This window comes from Citrobacter sp. Igbk 16 (assembly GCF_028069755.1).
Taxonomy (GTDB): Bacteria; Pseudomonadota; Gammaproteobacteria; order Enterobacterales; family Enterobacteriaceae; genus Citrobacter.
On record NZ_JANEWJ010000017.1, the window covers coordinates 89,700 to 111,112 of the forward strand.

A 21,413-nucleotide genomic window follows, 5' to 3' on the forward strand; every position below is an offset into this window, starting at 1 on the left:
TGTAAATGACACTTTTGCCATGTACACTTTCGCTGTATAAATATGTATATAGCGACATGATCGTGCAATTTCGCTACAGAATAAGCAAAAACCATGGTTTTGCATTGATATACATCATCTTGCTATCAGGTCGATGTCGTCAGAAAGGGGTAGATCGCAGAAAATTATTTTCTGCCGATGGCGACTGGATAATTGCTGAAAACACGCTATTTACGTTACTGTAGCGCCGATCAATTGATATCAGGAATAACTATGCGCACTCGTACGCTGGCAGATCTGGATCGCGTTGTCGCTCTCGGCGGAGGGCATGGATTAGGACGCGTTCTCTCGTCACTTTCCTCTTTAGGTTCACGCCTGACGGGCATCGTCACGACCACCGATAACGGTGGTTCCACAGGGCGAATTCGCCGTTCAGAAGGCGGTATTGCCTGGGGAGACATGCGGAACTGCCTTAACCAATTAATTACCCAACCAAGCGTTGCATCGGCGATGTTTGAGTACCGTTTTGGCGGTAATGGGGAACTTTCCGGTCATAACCTCGGAAATCTGATGTTAAAGGCGCTCGATCACCTCAGCGTGCGGCCTCTGGAAGCCATCAATTTAATTCGCAGCCTGCTAAAAGTTGATGCACATTTAATTCCCATGTCAGAACTGCCGGTGGACCTGATGGCGCTCGACGATCAGGGACATGAAGTGTATGGCGAAGTAAATATCGACCAGCTCACTACCCTGCCGCAAGAATTAATGCTCTCACCTAAAGTTCCCGCCACGCGAGAGGCGATTGAAACCATCGCGGAAGCGGATCTGATCCTGATAGGACCGGGGAGTTTTTATACCAGCCTGATGCCGCTATTACTGCTTGACGAAATGGCGCAGGCATTACGTCGCACACCGGCACCAATGGTTTATATCGGCAATCTGGGACGCGAACTCAGCCTGCCTGCCGCCAGCCTGACCCTTGCCGATAAGCTGGCTATCATTGAGCAATATGTTGGTAAGAAAGTGATTGATGCGGTGATTGTGGGGCCAAAAGTCGATGTTTCGGCCGTGACCGACCGCATTGTGATTCAGGATGAACTGGAAGCCAGCGATATCCCCTATCGTCATGACCGTCAGTTGCTGCATAGCGCGCTGGAGAAAGCGGTGCAGGCGTTAGGGTGAACGTCTTTGCCTGATGCGCTGCGCTTATCAGGCCTACAAAACGCGCTGCACTGCCATCGGGCACCAAACGCCGTCTGATGCGCTGCGCTTATCAGGCATACAAAAACGCGCTGCACTGCCATCCGGCACCAAACGCCGTCTGATGCGCTGCGCTTATTCGGCATACAAAAACGCGCTGCACTGCCATCCGGCACCAAACGCTGCCTGAAGCGCTGCGCTTATTCGGCATACAAAAACGCGCTGCACTGCCATCCGGCACCAAACGCTGCCTGATGCGCTGCGCTTATCCGGTCTACAAAACGCGCTGCTCTGCCATCCGGCACCAAACGCTGCCTGATGCGCTGCGCTTATCAGGCCTACAGGTGCGCATGTAGGCCGGATAAGGGGTTTATCCCGCATCCGGCACACACTTACGATGCCGCGATAAACAACTCGCGCAACTGATGCAACTGGTCACGGATCTGCGCGGCCTCTTCGAACTCAAGGTTCTGCGCATGCTGCATCATCTGACCTTCTAACTCATGAATCTTCTGCTGCAACGCTTTCGGCGTCATATCCAGCTCAACCACCTCGGATTTCGCCCCAGCACGCGACTTCCCTTTACCTTTCGCTTTGGTCTTCGCAATATTCTGACCCAACGCCAGGATATCAACGACTTTCTTGTTCAGCCCCTGTGGCGTAATACCGTGCTCTTCGTTATACAGTTGCTGCTTCTCGCGACGACGTTCGGTTTCACCAATGGCCTTCGCCATCGATGCGGTAATTTTATCGCCGTAGAGAATCGCTTTACCGTTGATGTTACGCGCGGCTCGACCGATGGTCTGGATAAGCGATCGTTCCGAACGCAGGAACCCTTCTTTGTCTGCATCCAGAATCGCCACCAGAGAGACCTCTGGCATGTCCAGACCTTCTCGTAACAGGTTGATACCCACCAGCACGTCAAACTCGCCCAGGCGCAAATCACGAATGATTTCCATGCGTTCGACGGTATCAATGTCGGAGTGCAAATAGCGTACCCGCTCGCCGTGTTCTTCGAGATATTCGGTGAGGTCCTCCGCCATCCGTTTCGTGAGTGTCGTCACCAGCACGCGTTCGTTAATCGCCGCGCGAATGCGGATCTCAGACAGCAGGTCATCAACCTGCGTCGCGACCGGACGAACTTCAATGACCGGGTCCAGCAGCCCGGTGGGTCGCACCACCTGATCGACCACATCATCACCGGATTTCTCCAGCTCATAATTGCCCGGCGTCGCTGAAACATAAATGGTTTGCGGTGCCAGCGCCTCGAACTCTTCAAACTTCAGCGGACGGTTATCCAGCGCCGACGGCAGACGGAATCCATATTCAACCAGCGTCTCTTTTCGTGCCCGGTCGCCGCGGTACATCCCACCAATTTGCGGAATCGTAACGTGGGATTCATCCACCACCAACAAGCCATCGGCGGGCAGGTAATCAAACAGCGTCGGCGGCGGCTCGCCCGGACCGCGTCCGGACAGATAGCGTGAATAGTTTTCAATACCCGAGCAGTAACCCAGCTCGTTCATCATTTCCAGATCGAACTGCGTACGCTGGCTTAAACGCTGTTCTTCCACCAGCTTGTTATTCGCCAGCAGGATTTTGCGGCGCTCCGCCAGCTCGACTTTAATTTCTTCCATTGCCTGCACAATACGTTCGCGCGGCGTCACGTAGTGGGTTTTCGGGTAAATGGTGAAGCGCGAAATAGTGGATTCAACCTGCCCGGTTAGCGGGTCGAACAGCGACAAGCGCTCAACTTCTTCATCAAACAACTCGACGCGCAGTGCGATATCGTCAGATTCGGCCGGAAAGATGTCGATCACCTCACCACGCACACGGAACGTCCCGCGCTGGAATGCCTGATCGTTACGCGTGTATTGCAGCTCAGCAAGCCGGCGCAGGATCGCGCGCTGGTCGATAATCATCCCCACCGTCAGGTGCAACATCATCTTCAGATACAGATCCGGATCGCCCAGACCGTAGATCGCGGAAACCGAGGCCACCACCACCACATCCCGCCGTTCAAGCAGGGCTTTGGTCGCCGACAAACGCATCTGTTCAATGTGTTCGTTTACCGACGCATCTTTCTCGATAAAAGTATCAGAGCTCGGGACATAAGCTTCCGGCTGATAATAGTCGTAGTAGGAAACGAAATATTCCACCGCGTTATCCGGGAAGAACTCTTTCATCTCGCCGTACAACTGGGCTGCGAGGGTCTTGTTAGGGGCCAGCACCATCGTCGGACGCTGTAAGTCCGCAATCACGTTGGCGATAGTGAATGTCTTCCCCGACCCCGTCACCCCGAGCAGCGTCTGATGCGCCAGACCATCCTCCAGCCCTTCTTCCAGGCGACGAATCGCCTCAGGCTGATCGCCAGAGGGTTTAAAAGCGGAATTCAGTTTGAACGGTTTACTCATGAGCAGCTACCTGAAGCAATGGGCGGGCAGGTGTGTAATTTTACTCGCAGCAGTATATTTTGCCAGTAAAATATACTGGATGAAAAAACAGTAACGCACCAGAATATTTCTGTTACGCCATCAGAAAGCCCGTCATAGCAGGCTAAAATTTTGGCACTGGCGAAATAAAACACCAGCAAAAATGTGTTATCCCCAAACCAATGACTTTTTTAACATTTGTCAAGACGGCAGATGAAAGTTTTATGGCAACGCATGACGCTTCTGCGACAGCCATTGCTTTTATCTAACATTCTGTATTTCAATGACTATTCTCTCGAGCCGTCTTTCGCATCAATTTAGTCGCAGGCCGCGTCTTCTCTCGCTTACATTGTGTTTTCTAACTCTAATACACAAGGTTATCCACAGGAATAGTGGATAACTGCCTCCAGCCCGTGCTGACTGCCGCCTGGCAAAAACACCGACTTGCCCTTTTCGGGTGGGATAAAAAAAAATTATCGCCATTTTTTTATATTTATCAGCCAACGAAGTCCTGGAGACGGTCGAGATCTTGCTCGCATTTTCACCATTTACCTGCCTGCACCATCCCGACGCGACCAGGCACTGGCAGTGTGCGCAAAATTAACCCGGATCGTTAAAATCCAGACATCGCTGCCGGTGGATCACGCTATCCCGCTGTTTTTCGCGTATTTCCCTTTTCTGGCAAGAGATTTGCAATTTTCTTCTGCTCCCCGGCCTGTCGGGCGAATAACTTCATGATGGAGAAAATCGATGTTAAGTCTTCGCGCAGTGAATCACTATTACGGCAACCAGCACACGCTATGGAATGTGGATCTCGACCTGCAGCCTGGCAAGTGTACCGGCGTGCTGGGACTTCCGGGGATGGGGAAAACGACGCTGGCCAATTGCATCATCGGCAATTTGCCTATCGAAAGCGGTACGATGGTCTGGCATCAGGCAGGCGCGCCACCGTGCGATCTGAGTCCGATCCCGGCGGCAAATCGCATTGCACTGGGTATTAACGCCGTTTCACAAGAGAGACGAATTTTTTCGCAGCTGACAGTCGAGGAAAATCTGCATATTGCGCGCCAGGCGGTTGAAGAAAGCGAAACGATGAACAGCAGCGATATATACCGCCTCTTCCCACAGTTGTACAGTCTGCGTCAGACCAAAGGGGGCGTCTTATCAGAGGATGATCAGCACCAGCTCGCACTCGCCAGCGCACTGGTTACACGCCCACGCCTGCTGATCCTTGATGAGCCTACGCGAGGCACGGGCCAGGCGTATATCCACAAGCTGGGGAACCTGATTGTGAGGCTAAGCCAGGAGTTGGGCATCGCGATTATGCTCGCAGAGCAAAGCCTGCCGTTTATTCGTCGGGTCGCTGATTGCTATTGCCTGTTACATCGCGGACGCAATGTGGCCCAGGGACAACTGACGCAGTTCAACGACCCGTTTCTTAACGCCTGGATGGTGCCAGAGGCAAAACGCTAAGGTCAAGATAGTGCCCTGTCGTTGCGCGTTCTGGCTCGTCTTCCAGCCAGGGGATTTCCCCCAGCAGCGGGGCCGGAATCGCGCGTTTCAGCGTTGCCATATATTCAGCATGGCGTTTCCCTGGCGGAGCCACATCATTGGCGACCCACCCCGCCAGCGTCAACCCAGCCTGTTGTACCGCTTGTGCAGTCAGAATGGCATGGTTGATGCAGCCAAGCTTGACGCCAACCACCAGAAAAACCGGCAGTTGTTCCGTCTGTACCCAGTCAGAAAAACTCAGCGTGGGTGAAAGCGGCGTAAACCAACCGCCAGCGCCCTCCACCAGCACCCAGTCGGCCTGCATTTGCAGCGCCTGTAAACCCGCAGACATCACTGAAGCCAGAATCGGTCGCCCTTCATCAGAGCTGATGATATGCGGTGACGTGGGTTCGGCAAAGGTATAGGGGTTGATTGCCGTATAGTTCACTGCCACGGCGCTGTTGCGCTGCAGGGCAAGGGCATCAGAGTTTCGCAGACCATCTGCCGTCATTTCACTCCCAGAGGCGACGGGCTTATAGCCGACCGTTCGATAACCCAATTGTCCCGCTGCCTGCAGTAGCGCACAGCTGGCAATTGTTTTACCGACCTCAGTGTCCGTCCCGGTGACAAAATACGTTCTGGTCACGTTGAATTACTCCTAAAAAAAGTTGATACGTCAGCGGGTATTTTCCCTGCACGGAGGGCCAGGCTAACTGTAACTGCTGCAGCTGTGAACGGGTCAGTACGCGCTGCTCGCGTCCATCATGGAGATGCGTCGCACCGATCCCTTTGAGCGAGCGCATGGCGCTCAGCGCGTCGTCAAACCACAGTGTCACCGTATGATGCTGATACTCGACGTCCCAGCCATGCAGCGCCTTTTCAAGTTGCTCCACGGGCAAGAAACGGTTGGTGTGCTCCCGGTCATCTACCGCTTGCCACGCCCGACGTAATTCCGGCATCGATCCATGTGCCAACGTACTAAACGCCACCGTGCCTCCGGGACGCACAACCCGGCAAAGCTCGTTTAGCGCCCCGCGTAAATTATCGCACCACTGAACCGCCAGATTGCTCCAGGCCAGGTCAAAGGTGGCGGTGTTTTGTGGGATGGCTTCAATATCCGCCAGCAGATAATGGTGGGCGGCATTTTGCCGCTGTGCCTCTGCCAGCATTTGTTCAGAAAGATCCAGTGCGCTGACTTCACTTCCCTGCTCACGCCAGTAGCGACTCATGCGCCCAGGGCCGCAGCCCGCATCCAGTACCCGTGCATAATCCCGTTCACCAAGCAGCGCCAGCAAGGCGTCGGCGCTTTGGCACTGTAGCCCGGCATGTTGTTCATAGTGGGAAGCGGCGCGTCCAAATGCGGCAGCAATGGCCTGTTTATTGACCTGCGCCATGCAGCACCTCCAGTAAACGGTCAATATCCTGGCATTCATGAGCCTGCGTCAGCGTCAGCCGTAATCTGGCTGTGCCGACCGGTACAGTAGGAGGCCGGATGGCGGTCACCCAACACCCCTGAGCGCGTAAAGCCTCCGCCAGTTGCAGCGCTTTATGGTTATCGCCCACGATCAATGGCTGGATGGCACTGTCTGAATTTGCCAGCGTGAAATCCGGCGTATCCAGGCCAGCACGAAAACGTTGGATCAACATCGCCAGTTTTTCCCGGCGTTCATCCCCCTCACGACTGCGGATCACTGCCAGCGCGGCACGCAATGCCTGCGCCTGCGCTGGTGGCATGCTGGTGCTGTAAATCAGATGACGGGCAAACTGCAGCAGATAATCAGCCACGCTGTCAGAACACAGTATTGCCGCACCGCTGACGCCAAATCCCTTACCAAATGTCACCACCAGCAGTTCAGGTTTGACCTGCTGTCGGGAGCACGAGCCGCGCCCTTCCTCACCGCACACGCCGATACCGTGCGCATCATCCACCAGCAACCAGGCCGCCTGGCGTTGCGCTGCGGCATGGATATCCGCCAGCGGTGCGCTATCGCCATCCATGCTGAACACGCCTTCGGTAACTACTAACTGCTGCCCCGGACAGGGGGCAGACAGCAGACGAGCCAGATGTTGCGGGTCGTTATGGGTAAAACGGCGTAACACGGCGGGACTCAGGCTGGCCGCTTCCAGCAACGACGCATGGCTGAGGCGGTCGGCGACAATCCGATCCTCTTTTCCCATCAACGCGGCGATCACCGCCTGGTTGGCAGCAAAGCCGGAGATGAACAGCAATGCTCGTGAATAACCCAGCCATTGCGCCAGTTCGTCTTCGAGCGCCTGATGCGCGATGGAATAGCCGCTAACATGGCCTGACCCTCCGCTACCGACGCCAAAACGTTCAGCCCCCTGCTGCCAGGCACAGACTATCTGCGGATGGTGACTTAACCCCAGATAATCGTTACTGGAAAAATTCAGATACTGACGCCCCTCGGCCAACAACCAGCGCCCTGCCCCCTGCGTCACCGCATAACGGCGACGCAGGGCATCAGCACAACGACGCGCCGTTAGCGCATCGTCAATTTTTTGCTGCCAGGTCATACGGTTGCCGCGTTGTAGTAGTCGTCTGTATCCGGGGTACGCAACGCCTGCTCCAGACGTTGCTGCTGTTCGTTATCACCCGCCAGCACCGCCGTTTGTTGCGGATTCAGACCGAGCTTGCGGAATAAAAGCAGATCTTTGTCTTCGTTCGGGTTGGGTGTAGTCAGCAGCTTGCAGCCGTAGAAAATCGAGTTGGCCCCGGCCATAAAACACATTGCCTGGGTCTGTTCGTTCATCTGCTCGCGCCCGGCGGAAAGACGCACGTATGACGTTGGCATCATGATGCGGGCCACAGCGATAGTGCGAATAAAATCAAACGCATCGACATCGTCGTTATCTGCCAGCGGCGTGCCTTTTACTTTCACCAGCATGTTGATCGGCACGCTTTCCGGCGGTGTTGGCAAATTCGCCAACTGCAGCAACAAACCAGCGCGATCGGTAACCGTTTCACCTAACCCCACGATACCGCCAGAGCAGACTTTAATCCCGGCTTCACGCACTTTATCCAGCGTATCCAGACGTTCCTGATAAGACCGGGTGGTGATGATATTGCCGTAAAATTCCGGCGAGGTGTCGAGATTGTGGTTGTAGTAGTCCAGACCCGCACTGGCCAGGCGCTGGGCCTGGGTTTCGTTGAGCGTACCCAGCGTCATACAGGCTTCCAGCCCCAGTTCTTTTACGCCCTGGACCATCTGTTCCAGGTAAGGCATATCGCGCTCATGCGGATTCTTCCACGCCGCCCCCATGCAAAATCGCGTTGAACCGGCCTGTTTCGCCTTACGCGCGGAATCCAGAACCTGCTCAACTTCCATCAGGCGCTCGGTTTCCAGACCGGTTTTATAGCGTGAACTTTGCGGGCAGTATTTGCAATCTTCCGGACAAGCACCGGTTTTAATCGACAGCAGCGTACTCACCTGTACCTGCCGCGGATCAAAATGCTGACGGTGCACCTGTTGCGCTTCAAACAGCAGATCCAGCAGCGGTTTTTCAAATAATTCGGTGACTTGCGACATTGTCCAGCGAGAAGTGTGAGCCATATTGATATACGTTTCGTTGTAAGTTTGGTGTAGACTCGTAAACCTAAATCTTTTTAATTTGGTTTACAAGTCGATTATGACAACGGACGATCTTGCTTTTGACCAACGCCATATCTGGCATCCATACACCTCGATGACCTCTCCTTTGCCGGTTTACCCGGTGGCTCGCGCCGAAGGTTGCGAACTGATTTTAGCCAGCGGTGAGAGACTGATTGACGGCATGTCATCCTGGTGGGCGGCGATCCATGGCTACAATCACCCGCAGTTGAACGCCGCGATGAAAACGCAGATTGATGCCATGTCGCATGTGATGTTTGGCGGTATTACCCATGCCCCGGCCATTACATTGTGTCGCCAGTTGGTGGACATGACACCCAAGGCGCTGGAGTGCGTTTTTCTCGCGGATTCAGGTTCGGTTGCCGTCGAAGTGGCAATGAAAATGGCGCTGCAATACTGGCAGGCAAAAGGCGAAGCGCGTCAGCGTTTCCTGACGTTTCGTAACGGCTATCACGGTGACACCTTCGGCGCCATGTCGGTCTGCGATCCCGACAACTCAATGCACAGCCTGTGGAAGGGTTATCTGCCAGAAAACCTGTTTGCGCCCGCCCCGCAAAGCCGCATGGGCGGCGAGTGGGACGAACTGGATATGGTACCGTTCGCCCGCCTGATGGCCGCGCATCGCCACGAGATAGCAGCGGTGATCCTTGAGCCTATTGTGCAAGGCGCTGGCGGTATGCGCATGTATCATCCCGAATGGCTGAAGCGTATTCGTAAGATGTGTGACCGTGAAGGTATCCTGTTGATTGCCGATGAAATCGCCACCGGATTTGGTCGTACAGGTAAACTGTTTGCCTGTGAACATGCTGGTATTACACCGGATATTTTGTGCCTCGGCAAAGCGTTAACGGGCGGCACGATGACCCTTTCCGCGACCCTGACCACCCGCCTGGTCGCAGAAACCATCAGCAACGGTGATGCTGGCTGCTTTATGCACGGCCCGACCTTTATGGGTAATCCGCTGGCCTGCGCCGTCGCCTCGGCCAGCCTGTCGCTGCTCAACACCGGCGAGTGGCGCTCACAGGTCGCGGCCATTGAAACGCAGTTGCGTGAAGAACTCCCCCCCGCAGCGGATTCCGACTATGTCGCCGACGTGCGCGTGCTTGGCGCTATTGGCGTGATAGAAACCACCCAGCCGGTAAATATGGCGGCACTACAGAAGTTCTTCGTTGAACGGGGCGTATGGGTAAGACCGTTCGGCAAACTCATTTATCTGATGCCGCCGTACATCATCCAACCCGATCAATTGCAACGTCTGACACAGGCTGTGAACGATGCTGTGCGCGATGCAACATTTTTTAGCGAATAATCAGCGGTAAGCTGAGTGGTTTCTGGCTACACTTTTTGGCTAACGAGAGGAGTCAGCATGAAATTAATCAGCAACGATCTGCGCGATGGGGAAAAGCTACCACATCGCCACGTCTTTAACGGCATGGGGTACGACGGGGATAATCTTTCGCCACATCTGGCATGGGATGATGTGCCCGCCGGAGCTAAAAGCTTTGTCGTGACCTGCTATGATCCTGATGCGCCTACCGGCTCCGGCTGGTGGCATTGGGTAGTGGTCAATCTGCCGGCGGATACCCGTGCACTACCGCAAGGGTATGGCTCCGGACGGGTTGCCCTGCCGGATGGGGTCATTCAAACCCGAACAGATTTCGGCAAAGCGGGCTATGGCGGTGCGGCACCACCGAAAGGCGAAACCCATCGCTATATATTTACGGTTCACGCGCTGGATGTGGAACGGATTGATGTCGATGAGAGCGCCAGCGGCGCGATGGTCGGATTTAACGTCCATTTTCATTCGCTCGCCAGCGCATCGATTACTGCGATGTTTAGTTAAACGCAGCGCCGGATGTCGGCTTCGCCTCATCCGGCCTACGGGTTTCCTGGTTTTGTAGGCCGGATAAGCGTCAACGCATCCGGCAGGGTATTACAAAAACTCAGGCAACAATTTTAACAACGCACCCTGTGCTAACAGTTCGGTCGCACATTCAATATCCGGGGCGAAAAAACGGTCCTGCGTATAGTGCGCAACCTGCTCACGCAGCGTCTGGCGCGCCTGCTCCAGTAGCGGACTTGAGGTTAATCCTTCACGTAGATCAATCCCCTGACAAGCCGCCAGCCACTCCACAGCAATCACGCCACGCGTATTCGCCGCCATCTCCCACAGTCTACGACCTGCTGCAGGTGCCATTGAGACATGATCTTCCTGATTTGCTGACGTGGGTAAACTATCCACGCTGTGTGGGTGCGCGAGGGCTTTATTCTCGCTCGCCAGCGCAGCTGCAGTCACCTGAGCAATCATAAAGCCGGAGTTAACCCCGCCATTTTTCACCAGGAAAGGCGGCAGTTGCGACATATGTTTATCCATCATCAACGCAATACGTCGCTCGGATAACGCCCCGATTTCGGCAATCGCCAGCGCCAGATTATCCGCTGCCATTGCCACCGGTTCAGCATGGAAGTTACCACCAGAAATAACATCACCTTCTTCGGCAAACACCAGCGGGTTGTCCGAAACGGCGTTGGCCTCCACCAGCAACACCTCCATGACCTGGCGCATTTGTGTCAGACAGGCTCCCATGACCTGAGGCTGGCAGCGCAGAGAATAGGGGTCCTGCACTTTTTCACAGTTGTGATGCGACTGTGAAAGTGCGCTGGAATCGGTCAGCACATGGCGATACAGCGTCGCGGCATCAATTTGTCCACGCTGTCCTCGTGCCGCATGAATACGGGCATCAAACGGACGACGCGAGCCTAATACCGCTTCGGTGGTCAGTGCCCCGCACACCGTCGCGGAAGCAAACAGCTCCTGCGCCTCAATCAACCCACGTAATGCAAAGGCGGTGGAAGCCTGGGTGCCATTCAGCAGCGCCAACCCTTCCTTCGCTTCCAGAGTAATCGGCTCCAGCCCGGCCTTCTTCAGCGCGTCTGCCGCCGGGAGCCATTCTCCCTGCCAGCGCGCCCTGCCTTCTCCCAACAGTGTCAGGGACATATGCGCCAGCGGAGCCAGGTCGCCCGATGCCCCCACCGATCCTTTCGCCGGAATGAGCGGGTACACCCCGGCGTTGACCAGCGCAATCAGCGCTTCAATGACGTTCAGGCGAATACCGGAAAAACCACGCGCCAGGCTGTTAATTTTCAGCACCATAATCAGGCGCACCATCGCATCATCTAACGCTTCGCCTACACCTGCTGCATGAGACAATACCAGCGAGCGCTGTAAATTTTGCAGATCGTCAGTCGCGATACGTGTCTGAGCCAGAAGCCCAAACCCGGTATTAATGCCATACGCCGTGCGGCCTTCCGCGACAATGCTATTGACGCAGGCGACGCTGGCATTAATTGCGTCAATCGCACTGGCATCAAGGCTCAGTTGAACCGGCTGTTGCCAGATATCGCGCAACTGCGCAAAGCTAAGGTGGCCAGGCGTTAAGGTAATTGTGTTCATATCAGCGTTTCCCCTGCGTGGCGGCAATCATCGGCAAATTCAGCCCTTCTTCGACGGCACATTCCACTGCAATGTCATACCCGGCATCGGCATGGCGCATGACACCTGTCGCCGGATCGTTATGTAATACCCGGGCAATACGTGCAGTAGCTTCATCAGAGCCATCACAAACAATCACCATGCCGGCATGTTGGGAGAACCCCATTCCAACGCCACCACCGTGGTGCAGTGATACCCAGGTCGCACCACTGGCGGTATTAAGCAGCGCATTCAGCAACGGCCAGTCGGATACCGCGTCAGAACCGTCGCGCATCGCTTCGGTTTCGCGGTTCGGGCTGGCAACAGAGCCTGAATCCAGATGGTCACGGCCGATAACAATCGGCGCAGATACTTCACCGCTGCGCACCATCTCATTAAATGCCAGACCCAGCTTTTGTCGCCATTCCAGGCCAACCCAACAGATACGTGCCGGTAAGCCCTGGAAGTTGATCCGCTCACGTGCCATGTCCAGCCAGTGATGCAGATGCTTATCATCAGCCACGATCTCTTTCACTTTGGCATCGGTTTTATAAATATCCTGCGGATCGCCGGAAAGCGCTACCCAGCGGAACGGACCAATGCCGCGGCAGAACAACGGACGAATATAAGCAGGCACAAACCCAGGGAAATCAAAGGCGTTTTCCACCCCCATCTCTTTGGCCATCTGGCGAATGTTATTGCCGTAATCAAACGTCGGTACACCCATTTTGCTAAACGCTAGCATCGCCTCAACATGCGTCGCCATTGAACGTTTTGCCGCCTGTACCGTACCTTGCGGATCGGATACCGCTTTCGCCTGATACTCTTCCCAACTCCAGCCGGACGGCAGATAACCGTGCAGTGGGTCATGGGCGCTGGTCTGGTCAGTGACCATATCCGGGCGTACGCCGCGCTTAACCAGTTCCGGTACAATGTCGGCTGCGTTCGCGCACAATGCAATGGACACCGCTTTACCTTCGCGGGTGTATTTGTCGATACGCGCTAAAGCGTCGTCCAGTGAGGTGGCCTGCTCATCCACGTAACGGGTGCGCAGACGGAAATCAATGCGGCTTTGCTGACATTCAATATTCAGAGAACACGCGCCCGCAAGCGTAGCTGCGAGCGGTTGCGCACCGCCCATGCCGCCCAGCCCGGCGGTTAACACCCAGCGTCCACTCAGGTTACCCTGATAATGCTGACGCCCGGCCTCAACGAAGGTTTCGTACGTCCCCTGCACGATGCCCTGACTGCCGATGTAGATCCAGCTCCCGGCAGTCATCTGGCCATACATCGCCAGCCCTTTGGCGTCCAGTTCGTTAAAGTGTTCCCAGGTCGCCCAGTGCGGCACCAGGTTGGAGTTGGCAATCAGCACGCGGGGCGCATTGTCATGAGTTTTGAACACGCCGACCGGTTTCCCGGACTGAACCAGCAGAGTTTCATCAGATTCCAGTTCGGTCAGTGCCTTGACGATGGCGTCATAGCATTCCCAGTCACGCGCTGCACGGCCAATCCCACCGTACACCACCAACTCATGCGGATTTTCCGCCACGTCAGGGTCCAGATTGTTCATTAACATGCGCAGCGGCGCTTCGGTCAGCCAGCTTTTGGCCGTTAAGGTAGTGCCGCGTGGGGCACGCACATCCTGCTGACGATACTTGCTGTGAGACATGACAAAAACTCCTCAGGCTGAATGTAGGCCGGATCAGGCGTGTATGCCGCCATCCGGCACAGCGCCTGATGGCGGCATACACGCGTCTTATCAGGCCTACGATTAACGATCACATTAGCTAAAAGTATATACTTGTCTATACAATCAGGCGCAAGACCGCAATTAACAACTGAGCTACATTTTTGCCATACTGCGGCAGCAATCACGATTTTCAGGACATAAATCGCCCTTGCAGACGATAGCGGGAACCAGGGAAAAGTAAGCGGGCATGAGAGACAATAGAAGACGCCGACCAGGTCTTCCGGCGGATCAACAGGCAGGGATCGTGCTCTTTGATATGCAACAGCGCACACTCTTCCGCGCTGGCGCGTACCGCTTCGACAATATGTTCCCCTTCCGTCAAAGGGGCGATGAGTGACAGGTAAGCATGCGGCGTGGTCTGGCTGTAATCCTGCAACAGATACTCCGGCACAATCTCCGCATTCACGCAGCGATCTTCAATCTGCACCGGCAACTCGTTCTCATAGTGCACCATGATGGAGTGAAAAATGGGGGTGCCTTCTTTGACGTTTAACGCCGTGGCTTGCTGCGCATTTGCCCGGGTTCTTTCCAGCGTCAGGACCTCACATCGATGCTGATGCTGGCGCGCATTAATTTCATCCGCGATGCTGCGAATTTCGAACAGCGCGGATTGACCTTTAGGTTCGGCGACAAATGTTCCCACCCCTTGCAAACGCACCAGCAATCCTTCATCCGTTAGCTCACGTAGTGCCCGGTTGATCGTCATACGGCTAAAACCATACTGCGCCACCAGTTCCGCCTCCGATGGGATACGATCGTGAGGTTGCCAAATACCGCTGGAAATCTTCTCACTGATCTCCATTTTGACCTTTTCGTAAAAAGGAGCCGGAGCAGTTTGGGGGCGGGTTCGGTGCATTCGTTAGCCTTCCTTAAGCTGAGAATTTTAATAAGTGCAGTTTACAGGTATAACCCGGACCTGATAAGCGCAATTCCCTTAGGCATATCAGTGCCACCAGTGCGCAATTTGCCAACCCAATCGTGCCGCAACGCGTGCCGCCCTGCCATCGTCATCAAAACGCGGGTTAAACTCAACCATATCCACCGCCTGTAATTTACCGCTGCGACAAAGGGGTTCAATGAGCCCCAACAACGTCGCCAGCGGGACCCCCAACGCGGCAGGCGCGGATACGGCCGGCATTTCCCATACCGGTAATACGTCAAGATCGATAGTCAGATAGATGACATCCATGTTTGCAACAAATTGCGCCAGCTGAGTCTGAGCCGTATGACAGTGCAGATCTTCCACCACGATGACCCCCAGCCGTTGCGCCTCATCCCACAAAGCCTGGGTATTCGCAGCCCGACTGACGCCCACGCAGGCGTAATGAAATTCACGCTGCTGTTGCTCACAGAGATGTGCCAGTTGACGAAACGGCGTACCGGATGTGGGTTGTTCGGCGTAGCGTAGATCCATGTGCGCATCGAGGTTGACGATCCCCACTTTTGCCTGCGGGAAGGCATCCAACACCCCTGCACCATGCGCAAATGCCGTTTCGTGTCCCCCGCCCAACACGAAGGTACGCATATCCGCCTGCAGGCAACGCTGCACCGCTGTACGCAGCGCCTGCTGAGCACCTTCAAGGTCGGGTGCCTGGGCCACAATGTTTCCCAAATCGACCAACCGTTGATGGCCCGCGTGACTGGCTAAATTGGCCAGTGCTTTACGCAGCGCGTCCGGCGCTCCGGCGGCTCCCGTACGTCCCTGATTACGCTTAACGCCTTCATCACAGGCAAAACCAAGCAGTGCTATCTGCTCAGAGTACATTTCTGGACTAAACGTCGGGCTCAGCGTGAGAGTCTGAAACAGGCGCAGCGCAGTCGGCGACTCGGCGCGGTCATCTCGCCCCTGCCAGAGCGAAGGAGAAGCAGGTTGCCAGTTAGTCATGCTGATTGTCCTTTAAATACGCGTTGGTAGAGCGGGTTACGCCCAGGTTCATAGAGGATCTCGACCGGGAGTTCGGCATCCCACACCACAAAATCGGCCACAAACCCGGCTTTCAGTTGTCCGTGAGTGGCATGACGCCCCAGCGCCCGGGCCGCATGACGGGTTACGCCCGCCCATGCCTCTTCCGGCGTTAAGCCAAACTGTACACAGGCCATATTCATCGCCCAATGCAGGCTAATAAACGGGCTGGTGCCTGGGTTATAGTCGGTCGCCACCGCCATCGGAACCTGATACTGACGTAATAACTCAACTGGCGGACGCTGTTTCTCTTTGAGGAAATAAAAAGCGCCGGGCAATAGCACACCAACCGTACCGTTTTGGCTCATCGCCGCTACGCCCGCTTCGTCCAGATATTCAATGTGATCGGCTGATAATCCGTGGTAGCGGCTAACCAGTTGCGCCCCGCCCAGTAATGACAGTTGTTCGACATGACCTTTAACCGGGATGCCCAACGCCTGCGCGGCCTGAAATACGCGTTCGCTCTGCGCCAGCGTAAAGCCCACGGTTTCACAGAACAGATCAACGGTTTCAAACAATCCCTGTTCCCACAACTGCGGCAAAATCGTTTCGCAAACCAGCGTAATGTAGCTATCGGGATCATCGCGATACTGCGCCGGTGTGGCATGTGCAGCTAACAGCGTTGGGCTTATTTCGACGGTGTTAGCTGCCGCCAGCGCAGCCACGACGCGTAAAATTTTCTCTTCTGTCGTCAAATCCAGGCCGTAGCCCGATTTGATTTCCAGCAACGTAACGCCTTCTTTGATCAACCGTTCCATTCGCCCCTGCGCCAGCTGTAAGAGCTGCTCATCGGAGGCGCTGCGCGTCGCCGACACGGTGGCATTAATACCGCCACCCTGGGCGCTTATCTGCTGATAGGATACGCCATTTAGCCGCTGTTCCCATTCACCTGCACGATTGCCCCCAAACACCAGGTGCGTATGGCAGTCAATCAGACCCGGCGTAATCAATCGTCCTTGCATATCAAGGGTATTATCGTGTGTAAGGTATAACGACGACTCAGGCACAATGTCCCGAATCTTACCCTGACGGACGATTAGCGCATGGCCATCCACCAGCCCATACGGAGTATCACGTTCAGGATCCATGGTCGCCAGGCGGACATTACGCCAGATAGCATCATCAGGGAAAAATTGCTGCATTCGACTCACCACTTGTCATAGGTTGTATAGACATTTATTTTGCATCCTGTGGATGTTGTCAACCTGAAGGACCAAAATTGTTATCTAATTGTGATATAAGGACTCTCTACACCCGACATCGCTGCTATAAAAAACAACTTTTTACCTTTTCACCTTCCCGTTTCGCTCAACTTAGTATAAAAAAGCAGGCTTCAATGGATAACTTTCAAAGCCCGGAGCAACCTGTGAACATTTCATCAGTTTCCCGTCTGGCGCTGGCAATGGCTTTTGGCGTGACGCTGACAGCCTGTAGCTCTACACCGCCCGATCAACGTCCTTCCGATCAGACCGCGCCAGGAACGTCTATGCGCCCGATTCTGTCGGCAAATGAAGCGAAAAATTTTGTCGCTGCACATTATTTTTCAGCTCTGACGCCAAACACTGCGCCATGGAGTCCTTCCGCTATTTCCCTGCCCGCCCAGCCTGACTTTGTCGTTGGCCCAGCAGGAACTCAAGGCGTTACCCATACCAGTATTCAGGCGGCAGTTGATGCGGCAATCATCAAACGCACCAATAAGCGTCAGTACATCGCCATCATGCCTGGCGAGTATCAGGGCACGGTCTATATTCCGGCCGCGACAGGAAGCCTGACGCTCTACGGTATGGGCGAAAAACCGCTTGATGTGAAAATTGGCCAGGCTATTGATGGCGAAATGAGTACCGCAGACTGGCGTCGTACGGTGAACCCTGGCGGAAAATATATGCCGGGTAAACCTGCGTGGTATATGTATGATAATTGCCAGAATAAGCGTGGCACAAACATCGGCGTGATGTGTTCTGCGGTTGTCTGGTCGCAAAACAATGGTCTGCAGTTGCAGAACCTGACCATCGAAAATAACCTCGGTGACAGCGTTGATGCGGGTAACCACCCGGCCGTCGCACTGCGTACCGATGGCGATAAAGTGCAGATCGACAAGGTCAATATTCTGGGACGTCAGAACACCTTCTTCGTAACCAATAGCGGCGTGCAAAACCGTCTGGAAAACGATCGTCAGCCGCGTACGCTGGTAACGAACAGCTACATTGAAGGCGATGTGGATATGGTTTCTGGTCGCGGTGCTGTAGTGTTCGATAACACCGATTTCCGCGTAGTAAACTCCCGCACCCAGCAGGAAGCCTACGTATTTGCGCCAGCAACCCTGTCGAATATTTACTACGGTTTCCTCGCCACCAATAGCCGCTTTACCGCAGCAGGCGATGGCGTCGCGCAGTTGGGCCGCTCGCTGGATGTCGATTCCAACACTAACGGTCAGGTGGTTATTCGCGACAGCGTGATCAACGAAGGCTTTAACATGGCAAAACCCTGGGCTGACAGCGTTATCTCAAAACGTCCGTTTGCCGGGAACACCGGTGCGGAAGATGACAAAGGTGAAATTCAGCGCAACCTGAACGACACCAACTTCAACCGCATGTGGGAATACAACAACCGCGGTATTGGTAGCAAAGTGGTTGCAGTACCTAAGTAGTAATTGCGCAAAGGGATGGCTTACCGCCATCCCTGAATAGGTCACTCTTATTATTACGCCAGTACAGTCTGGCGGCTGGGCCGGTAACCCCAAAACCAGTTTGCCCTCTACAGACTCTTGAGGCGTTACACCCGGCGAGAAGATTCTACAGCAGCTTTATATTGCGACATAAGAGTGGAAAGTTTCCTAAAATGAGAGCTTGCTGATATGCCATATACACTATTTTGAGATTCTTCTACTTCAATTTGGACATAAAGTCCGTTAAATAAGCGCTCAAAATTAGCATTAAGATATTCTTTTGTCCGATTATTAAGAAGATCGCCATCTACAGTCTTATCTATCTTATTATATTTTAACACATCAGCAACTGAGTGGAAAAGACAGTTACTATCTCCAGCATTATTAATTATAATATCTAATTTTTGGTCGATTTCAATTTGTGTTATTTTTCCTTTTGCTAGTTGTTTTTTTAGTTTTTCTCTTGGTATTATCGCCTGATAATGGCTATCTTTCAAAAAGATAAAAATATGCTTGCGAGTTTCAGCCTTTTTTGCTAAATACGACATTCCATCCTTTACAAAATTAGACACTCCATTTTTTAAAGTATCTCCAGGCACGTAACAAAATACCTTCTCTTTATTGCCATGTTTACCTTTAGCTTCGTTATTTATATTAAGTGCCTTTCTATCAGGAGATTTGAGAATGTGAAGGTAAATATTCAGACTTGCTAAATATGAAGAAAGAACACAAACAGCCATATCACCATCAACATTAGCATGATATTGTTTAAAATCAATCTCGTTGATAATTTCACTTTTCAGGGATTTTATTTTATCTACCAAAGGTAGATCTTTGTATATGCTAGCACCAAATAAATCGTCATTTCGCACATTATTTCCATATATATAGTCACCTTGTGAGTTGCCATGATCTTTTTTTGCCATATTCTTCAAGGAAGAATTATAATCAGTATATATGGCTGATTGTTCCTCTAGTAATATTATCGGAAAATATTTTATAGCATCAGAATCTAATACATTATGCTTCCTACCTAAATTAATTAAATTTTCAATCACCGCGCAGCGTAGCGTATCTTTAACACTTCAGTTTTGTTCTGAGATTATTCGCCAGTCCGCGGACAGAGCCCTGATGCTTTCAGCGTATTTCTCTCTAGTGGTAGTCAGACGCCGAGCCAGCATATTTTCGTTAAGGAAATATGATTTCTGCAGATCCCAATTTTTGTGACTCAGCTGTTTTTCCATAAGAACTATGCCTAAGGCATAGTTCTTTATAGTAATAAGACTCTCTGGAAACAGATTTCTAAACTCACGCTTAAGTGAATTAACATAATCAATCACATCCGTTTCGGGCGACTTATCGCCCAGAATTACAGGGGAACCACTACCTGATATTTCGCTTGTCTGGCTCGTTGGATCGGCTGGCTCGTTTATTTTAAGCCTAGTTGACGCCCCGCTGTTACCAGAGTCCCCCATTTGGTTAATCTGCGCTCTGCCACCCGGCACCTGAAGTACCCTGATACACGCAGAAGGCTGAATATTGGGTTCACCTTCAGGCACACAGCTAATAGCAGACGCTCGGGAAAGTCCTTCTGATGTTTGCTCAGCTGAATTTGCAACCGATTTAAGATCTTTACTAAGCTTGCCAGCACTGGTGTTGCCTGATGTCTCCGAAGGATGACTCTGTACGCCACCGGTGGAACTCAATGAACCCGATATGCTCATGTCACTCATTTTTTCACTCCAAATATTCCTGCCACTATAAATTAGCTGATAGTCTAAATACGCTTATATGCCTTCACAATTCAGGTTTTTTGCGTATAAGTTACATCCATGCCCACCGGTAATATATAATTCAGAGAAATATATCTTCTTTCCCTTAAAGTCACGGAAATTATTTAAATTGTGTATAGATGAAAAAATCAACTTAAAATAATATCAATATCGTTTATATACTAAATTCAACCGAGTATGGGAATACAATAACCGCGGCATTGGTAGCAAAGTAATTGCAAAACCTAAGCAGTAATTGCGCAAAGGGATGGCTGACCGCCATCCCTGGACATCGCTACCTTATTATTGCACCAGTACAGCCTGGTGGCTGAGAACACGCCGTAATTCTCTTCTATTGAAAAGCGGTTTTTGAGTCTCGCCAGCAGGTGTCTCATTTGAAGGCTGTGCCGCAACCGCCTCATTTTCATCACTCTCTGATGGATTCGAAACATGTGAATCGTTATCATCAAGTAGTGTATCACTCCTATCACGCCCTTGCTTCTTTGCCATCTCTAACATATTTGACATCAAGTATTCCATTGAGTTAGCCTTTATAAAGTCAGGGTCAGTAATGGGTATAACCTTAGCATCTAAGAATGTGCTTAAAACAATAGCTTCGTTGGTTTCAATAGGCATATTAGTAGTCACCAGATTTGGCACAAACATTTTATTGGGTTTTGTCCCTTCAGTAAGACTGTAACTGGTTGACGTAATAGCATTGTCTTTTATTCTTGCCACCTGAAGACATCCATTATATATACGATATGCAAGCCCCTCATCAGGTATTAGTCCCCCCGGCCCTACTAGCATACGACGATACATAGACACAAAATCTTGAAACCTCTCCTTAATTCCCACCAGAAAATTTTCTTTATCACGCGGCACTTTCATTTCAGAAATCACAACATTAAGCCCATCATTGTACAAAAAGGTCTTAATCTTTGATTTCATAATATTAGCTATAGCATCAATTTCTTCTTTCTCATTAAAATTGGGGTCAATAGTCCTCATAGCCTTAATTGACTTGCCTGATATCAATTTATAGCTAGCAACTTTAAAA

The 21,413-nt window shown here is 52.6% G+C and carries 17 protein-coding genes and 1 pseudogene; 5 read left to right on the top strand and 13 right to left on the bottom strand.

Annotation, left to right across the window (positions count from 1 at the left end; genetic code table 11):
• The first annotated feature begins 252 nt into the window (after positions 1–252).
• Positions 253–1,161, top strand: coding sequence for a uridine diphosphate-N-acetylglucosamine-binding protein YvcK (yvcK, locus tag NNO03_RS13195; protein WP_101741867.1), 909 nt, complete (start codon positions 253–255; stop codon positions 1,159–1,161).
• Positions 1,162–1,571: 410 nt separating this feature from the next.
• On the opposite strand, the gene uvrB is transcribed toward yvcK, so the two are convergent.
• Entirely contained in the window at positions 1,572–3,593 is a 2,022-nt protein-coding gene (uvrB, locus tag NNO03_RS13200; RefSeq protein ID WP_271441251.1) for an excinuclease ABC subunit UvrB, read from the bottom strand.
• 768 nt (positions 3,594–4,361) lie between these two features.
• Here uvrB and NNO03_RS13205 point away from each other — a divergent pair.
• Positions 4,362–5,084 (top strand): ABC transporter ATP-binding protein, encoded by a 723-nt coding sequence (locus NNO03_RS13205; protein WP_271449726.1) that lies wholly within the window; start codon positions 4,362–4,364, stop codon positions 5,082–5,084.
• Here NNO03_RS13205 and bioD read toward each other — a convergent pair.
• Genes bioD through bioB form a run of 4 tightly spaced genes read right to left on the bottom strand, consistent with a single transcriptional unit; the run spans position 5,050 to position 8,674 of the window.
• Complete coding sequence (gene bioD / locus NNO03_RS13210; protein ID WP_271449727.1) at positions 5,050–5,748, bottom strand: dethiobiotin synthase; 699 nt, start codon at positions 5,746–5,748, stop codon at positions 5,050–5,052. The two genes, NNO03_RS13205 and bioD, sit on opposite strands and share 35 nt — an antisense overlap.
• Positions 5,711–6,496, bottom strand: a complete 786-nt coding sequence (gene bioC / locus NNO03_RS13215; protein WP_271449728.1) for a malonyl-ACP O-methyltransferase BioC — start codon at positions 6,494–6,496, stop codon at positions 5,711–5,713. Before bioC ends, bioD begins: the two co-directional genes overlap by 38 nt.
• Complete coding sequence (bioF, locus tag NNO03_RS13220) at positions 6,480–7,637, bottom strand: 8-amino-7-oxononanoate synthase (RefSeq protein WP_137384348.1); 1,158 nt, start codon at positions 7,635–7,637, stop codon at positions 6,480–6,482. The genes bioC and bioF overlap by 17 nt, the downstream gene beginning before the upstream one ends.
• The gene (bioB, locus tag NNO03_RS13225; protein ID WP_271441246.1) at positions 7,634–8,674 is read right to left on the bottom strand and encodes a biotin synthase BioB; all 1,041 of its coding nucleotides are present in this window, start codon (positions 8,672–8,674) and stop codon (positions 7,634–7,636) included. Before bioB ends, bioF begins: the two co-directional genes overlap by 4 nt.
• 76 nt (positions 8,675–8,750) lie before the next feature.
• Between bioB and bioA the strand changes: the two genes are divergently transcribed.
• Positions 8,751–10,040: an adenosylmethionine--8-amino-7-oxononanoate transaminase gene (gene bioA / locus NNO03_RS13230; RefSeq protein ID WP_271449729.1), complete on the top strand. Its 1,290-nt coding sequence runs from the start codon at positions 8,751–8,753 to the stop codon at positions 10,038–10,040.
• A gap of 57 nt (positions 10,041–10,097) precedes the next feature.
• On the top strand, positions 10,098–10,574 hold the full coding sequence (locus NNO03_RS13235; RefSeq protein ID WP_271449730.1) for a kinase inhibitor: 477 nt from the start codon (positions 10,098–10,100) through the stop codon (positions 10,572–10,574).
• Positions 10,575–10,664: 90 nt separating this feature from the next.
• Here NNO03_RS13235 and hutH read toward each other — a convergent pair whose 3' ends face one another.
• The 5 genes from hutH to hutI all read right to left on the bottom strand — a co-directional run bounded on the left by hutH (position 10,665) and on the right by hutI (position 17,058).
• Entirely contained in the window at positions 10,665–12,185 is a 1,521-nt protein-coding gene (hutH, locus tag NNO03_RS13240) for a histidine ammonia-lyase (protein WP_271449731.1), read from the bottom strand.
• A gap of 1 nt (position 12,186) precedes the next feature.
• Positions 12,187–13,872 carry a urocanate hydratase gene (hutU, locus tag NNO03_RS13245; protein WP_271449732.1) on the bottom strand — a complete coding sequence of 562 codons (1,686 nt, stop codon included), beginning with the start codon at positions 13,870–13,872 and terminating at the stop codon, positions 12,187–12,189.
• A gap of 211 nt (positions 13,873–14,083) precedes the next feature.
• Positions 14,084–14,809, bottom strand: coding sequence for a histidine utilization repressor (locus tag NNO03_RS13250; RefSeq protein WP_271441241.1), 726 nt, complete (start codon positions 14,807–14,809; stop codon positions 14,084–14,086).
• Positions 14,810–14,896: 87 nt separating this feature from the next.
• Positions 14,897–15,838 carry a formimidoylglutamase gene (gene hutG, locus NNO03_RS13255; RefSeq protein WP_271449733.1) on the bottom strand — a complete coding sequence of 314 codons (942 nt, stop codon included), beginning with the start codon at positions 15,836–15,838 and terminating at the stop codon, positions 14,897–14,899.
• A complete protein-coding gene (hutI, locus tag NNO03_RS13260) occupies positions 15,835–17,058 on the bottom strand; it encodes an imidazolonepropionase (protein WP_271449734.1) in 1,224 nt (407 codons plus the stop codon). Before hutI ends, hutG begins: the two co-directional genes overlap by 4 nt.
• Positions 17,059–17,282: 224 nt before the next feature.
• Here hutI and NNO03_RS13265 point away from each other — a divergent pair, with 224 nt between their 5' ends.
• The gene (locus tag NNO03_RS13265) at positions 17,283–18,563 is read left to right on the top strand and encodes a putative acyl-CoA thioester hydrolase (protein ID WP_271449735.1); all 1,281 of its coding nucleotides are present in this window, start codon (positions 17,283–17,285) and stop codon (positions 18,561–18,563) included.
• A gap of 125 nt (positions 18,564–18,688) precedes the next feature.
• Here NNO03_RS13265 and NNO03_RS13270 read toward each other — a convergent pair whose 3' ends face one another.
• The 3 genes and pseudogenes from NNO03_RS13270 to NNO03_RS13280 form a co-directional block, all read right to left on the bottom strand.
• Entirely contained in the window at positions 18,689–19,639 is a 951-nt protein-coding gene (locus tag NNO03_RS13270; protein ID WP_271449736.1) for a hypothetical protein, read from the bottom strand.
• A 27-nt stretch (positions 19,640–19,666) separates the two neighbouring features.
• Positions 19,667–20,314, bottom strand: coding sequence for a hypothetical protein (locus NNO03_RS13275; protein ID WP_271449737.1), 648 nt, complete (start codon positions 20,312–20,314; stop codon positions 19,667–19,669).
• Between the two features lie 342 nt (positions 20,315–20,656).
• A pseudogene (locus NNO03_RS13280) lies at positions 20,657–21,413 on the bottom strand (hypothetical protein); the annotation flags it as partial.

What these genes read in the sequence shown, in the direction of transcription:
- bioF (WP_137384348.1), bottom strand. Translation starts at nt 7,637, where the DNA reads ATGACCTGGCAGCAAAAAATTGACGATGCGCTAACGGCGCGTCGTTGT.
- NNO03_RS13275 (WP_271449737.1), bottom strand. Translation starts at nt 20,314, where the DNA reads ATGAGTGACATGAGCATATCGGGTTCATTGAGTTCCACCGGTGGCGTA.
- yvcK (WP_101741867.1), top strand. Translation starts at nt 253, where the DNA reads ATGCGCACTCGTACGCTGGCAGATCTGGATCGCGTTGTCGCTCTCGGC.
- uvrB (WP_271441251.1), bottom strand. Translation starts at nt 3,593, where the DNA reads ATGAGTAAACCGTTCAAACTGAATTCCGCTTTTAAACCCTCTGGCGAT.
- NNO03_RS13250 (WP_271441241.1), bottom strand. Translation starts at nt 14,809, where the DNA reads ATGCACCGAACCCGCCCCCAAACTGCTCCGGCTCCTTTTTACGAAAAG.
- bioB (WP_271441246.1), bottom strand. Translation starts at nt 8,674, where the DNA reads ATGGCTCACACTTCTCGCTGGACAATGTCGCAAGTCACCGAATTATTT.
- hutH (WP_271449731.1), bottom strand. Translation starts at nt 12,185, where the DNA reads ATGAACACAATTACCTTAACGCCTGGCCACCTTAGCTTTGCGCAGTTG.
- NNO03_RS13235 (WP_271449730.1), top strand. Translation starts at nt 10,098, where the DNA reads ATGAAATTAATCAGCAACGATCTGCGCGATGGGGAAAAGCTACCACAT.
- hutU (WP_271449732.1), bottom strand. Translation starts at nt 13,872, where the DNA reads ATGTCTCACAGCAAGTATCGTCAGCAGGATGTGCGTGCCCCACGCGGC.
- hutG (WP_271449733.1), bottom strand. Translation starts at nt 15,838, where the DNA reads ATGACTAACTGGCAACCTGCTTCTCCTTCGCTCTGGCAGGGGCGAGAT.
- NNO03_RS13205 (WP_271449726.1), top strand. Translation starts at nt 4,362, where the DNA reads ATGTTAAGTCTTCGCGCAGTGAATCACTATTACGGCAACCAGCACACG.
- bioA (WP_271449729.1), top strand. Translation starts at nt 8,751, where the DNA reads ATGACAACGGACGATCTTGCTTTTGACCAACGCCATATCTGGCATCCA.
- bioC (WP_271449728.1), bottom strand. Translation starts at nt 6,496, where the DNA reads ATGGCGCAGGTCAATAAACAGGCCATTGCTGCCGCATTTGGACGCGCC.
- hutI (WP_271449734.1), bottom strand. Translation starts at nt 17,058, where the DNA reads ATGCAGCAATTTTTCCCTGATGATGCTATCTGGCGTAATGTCCGCCTG.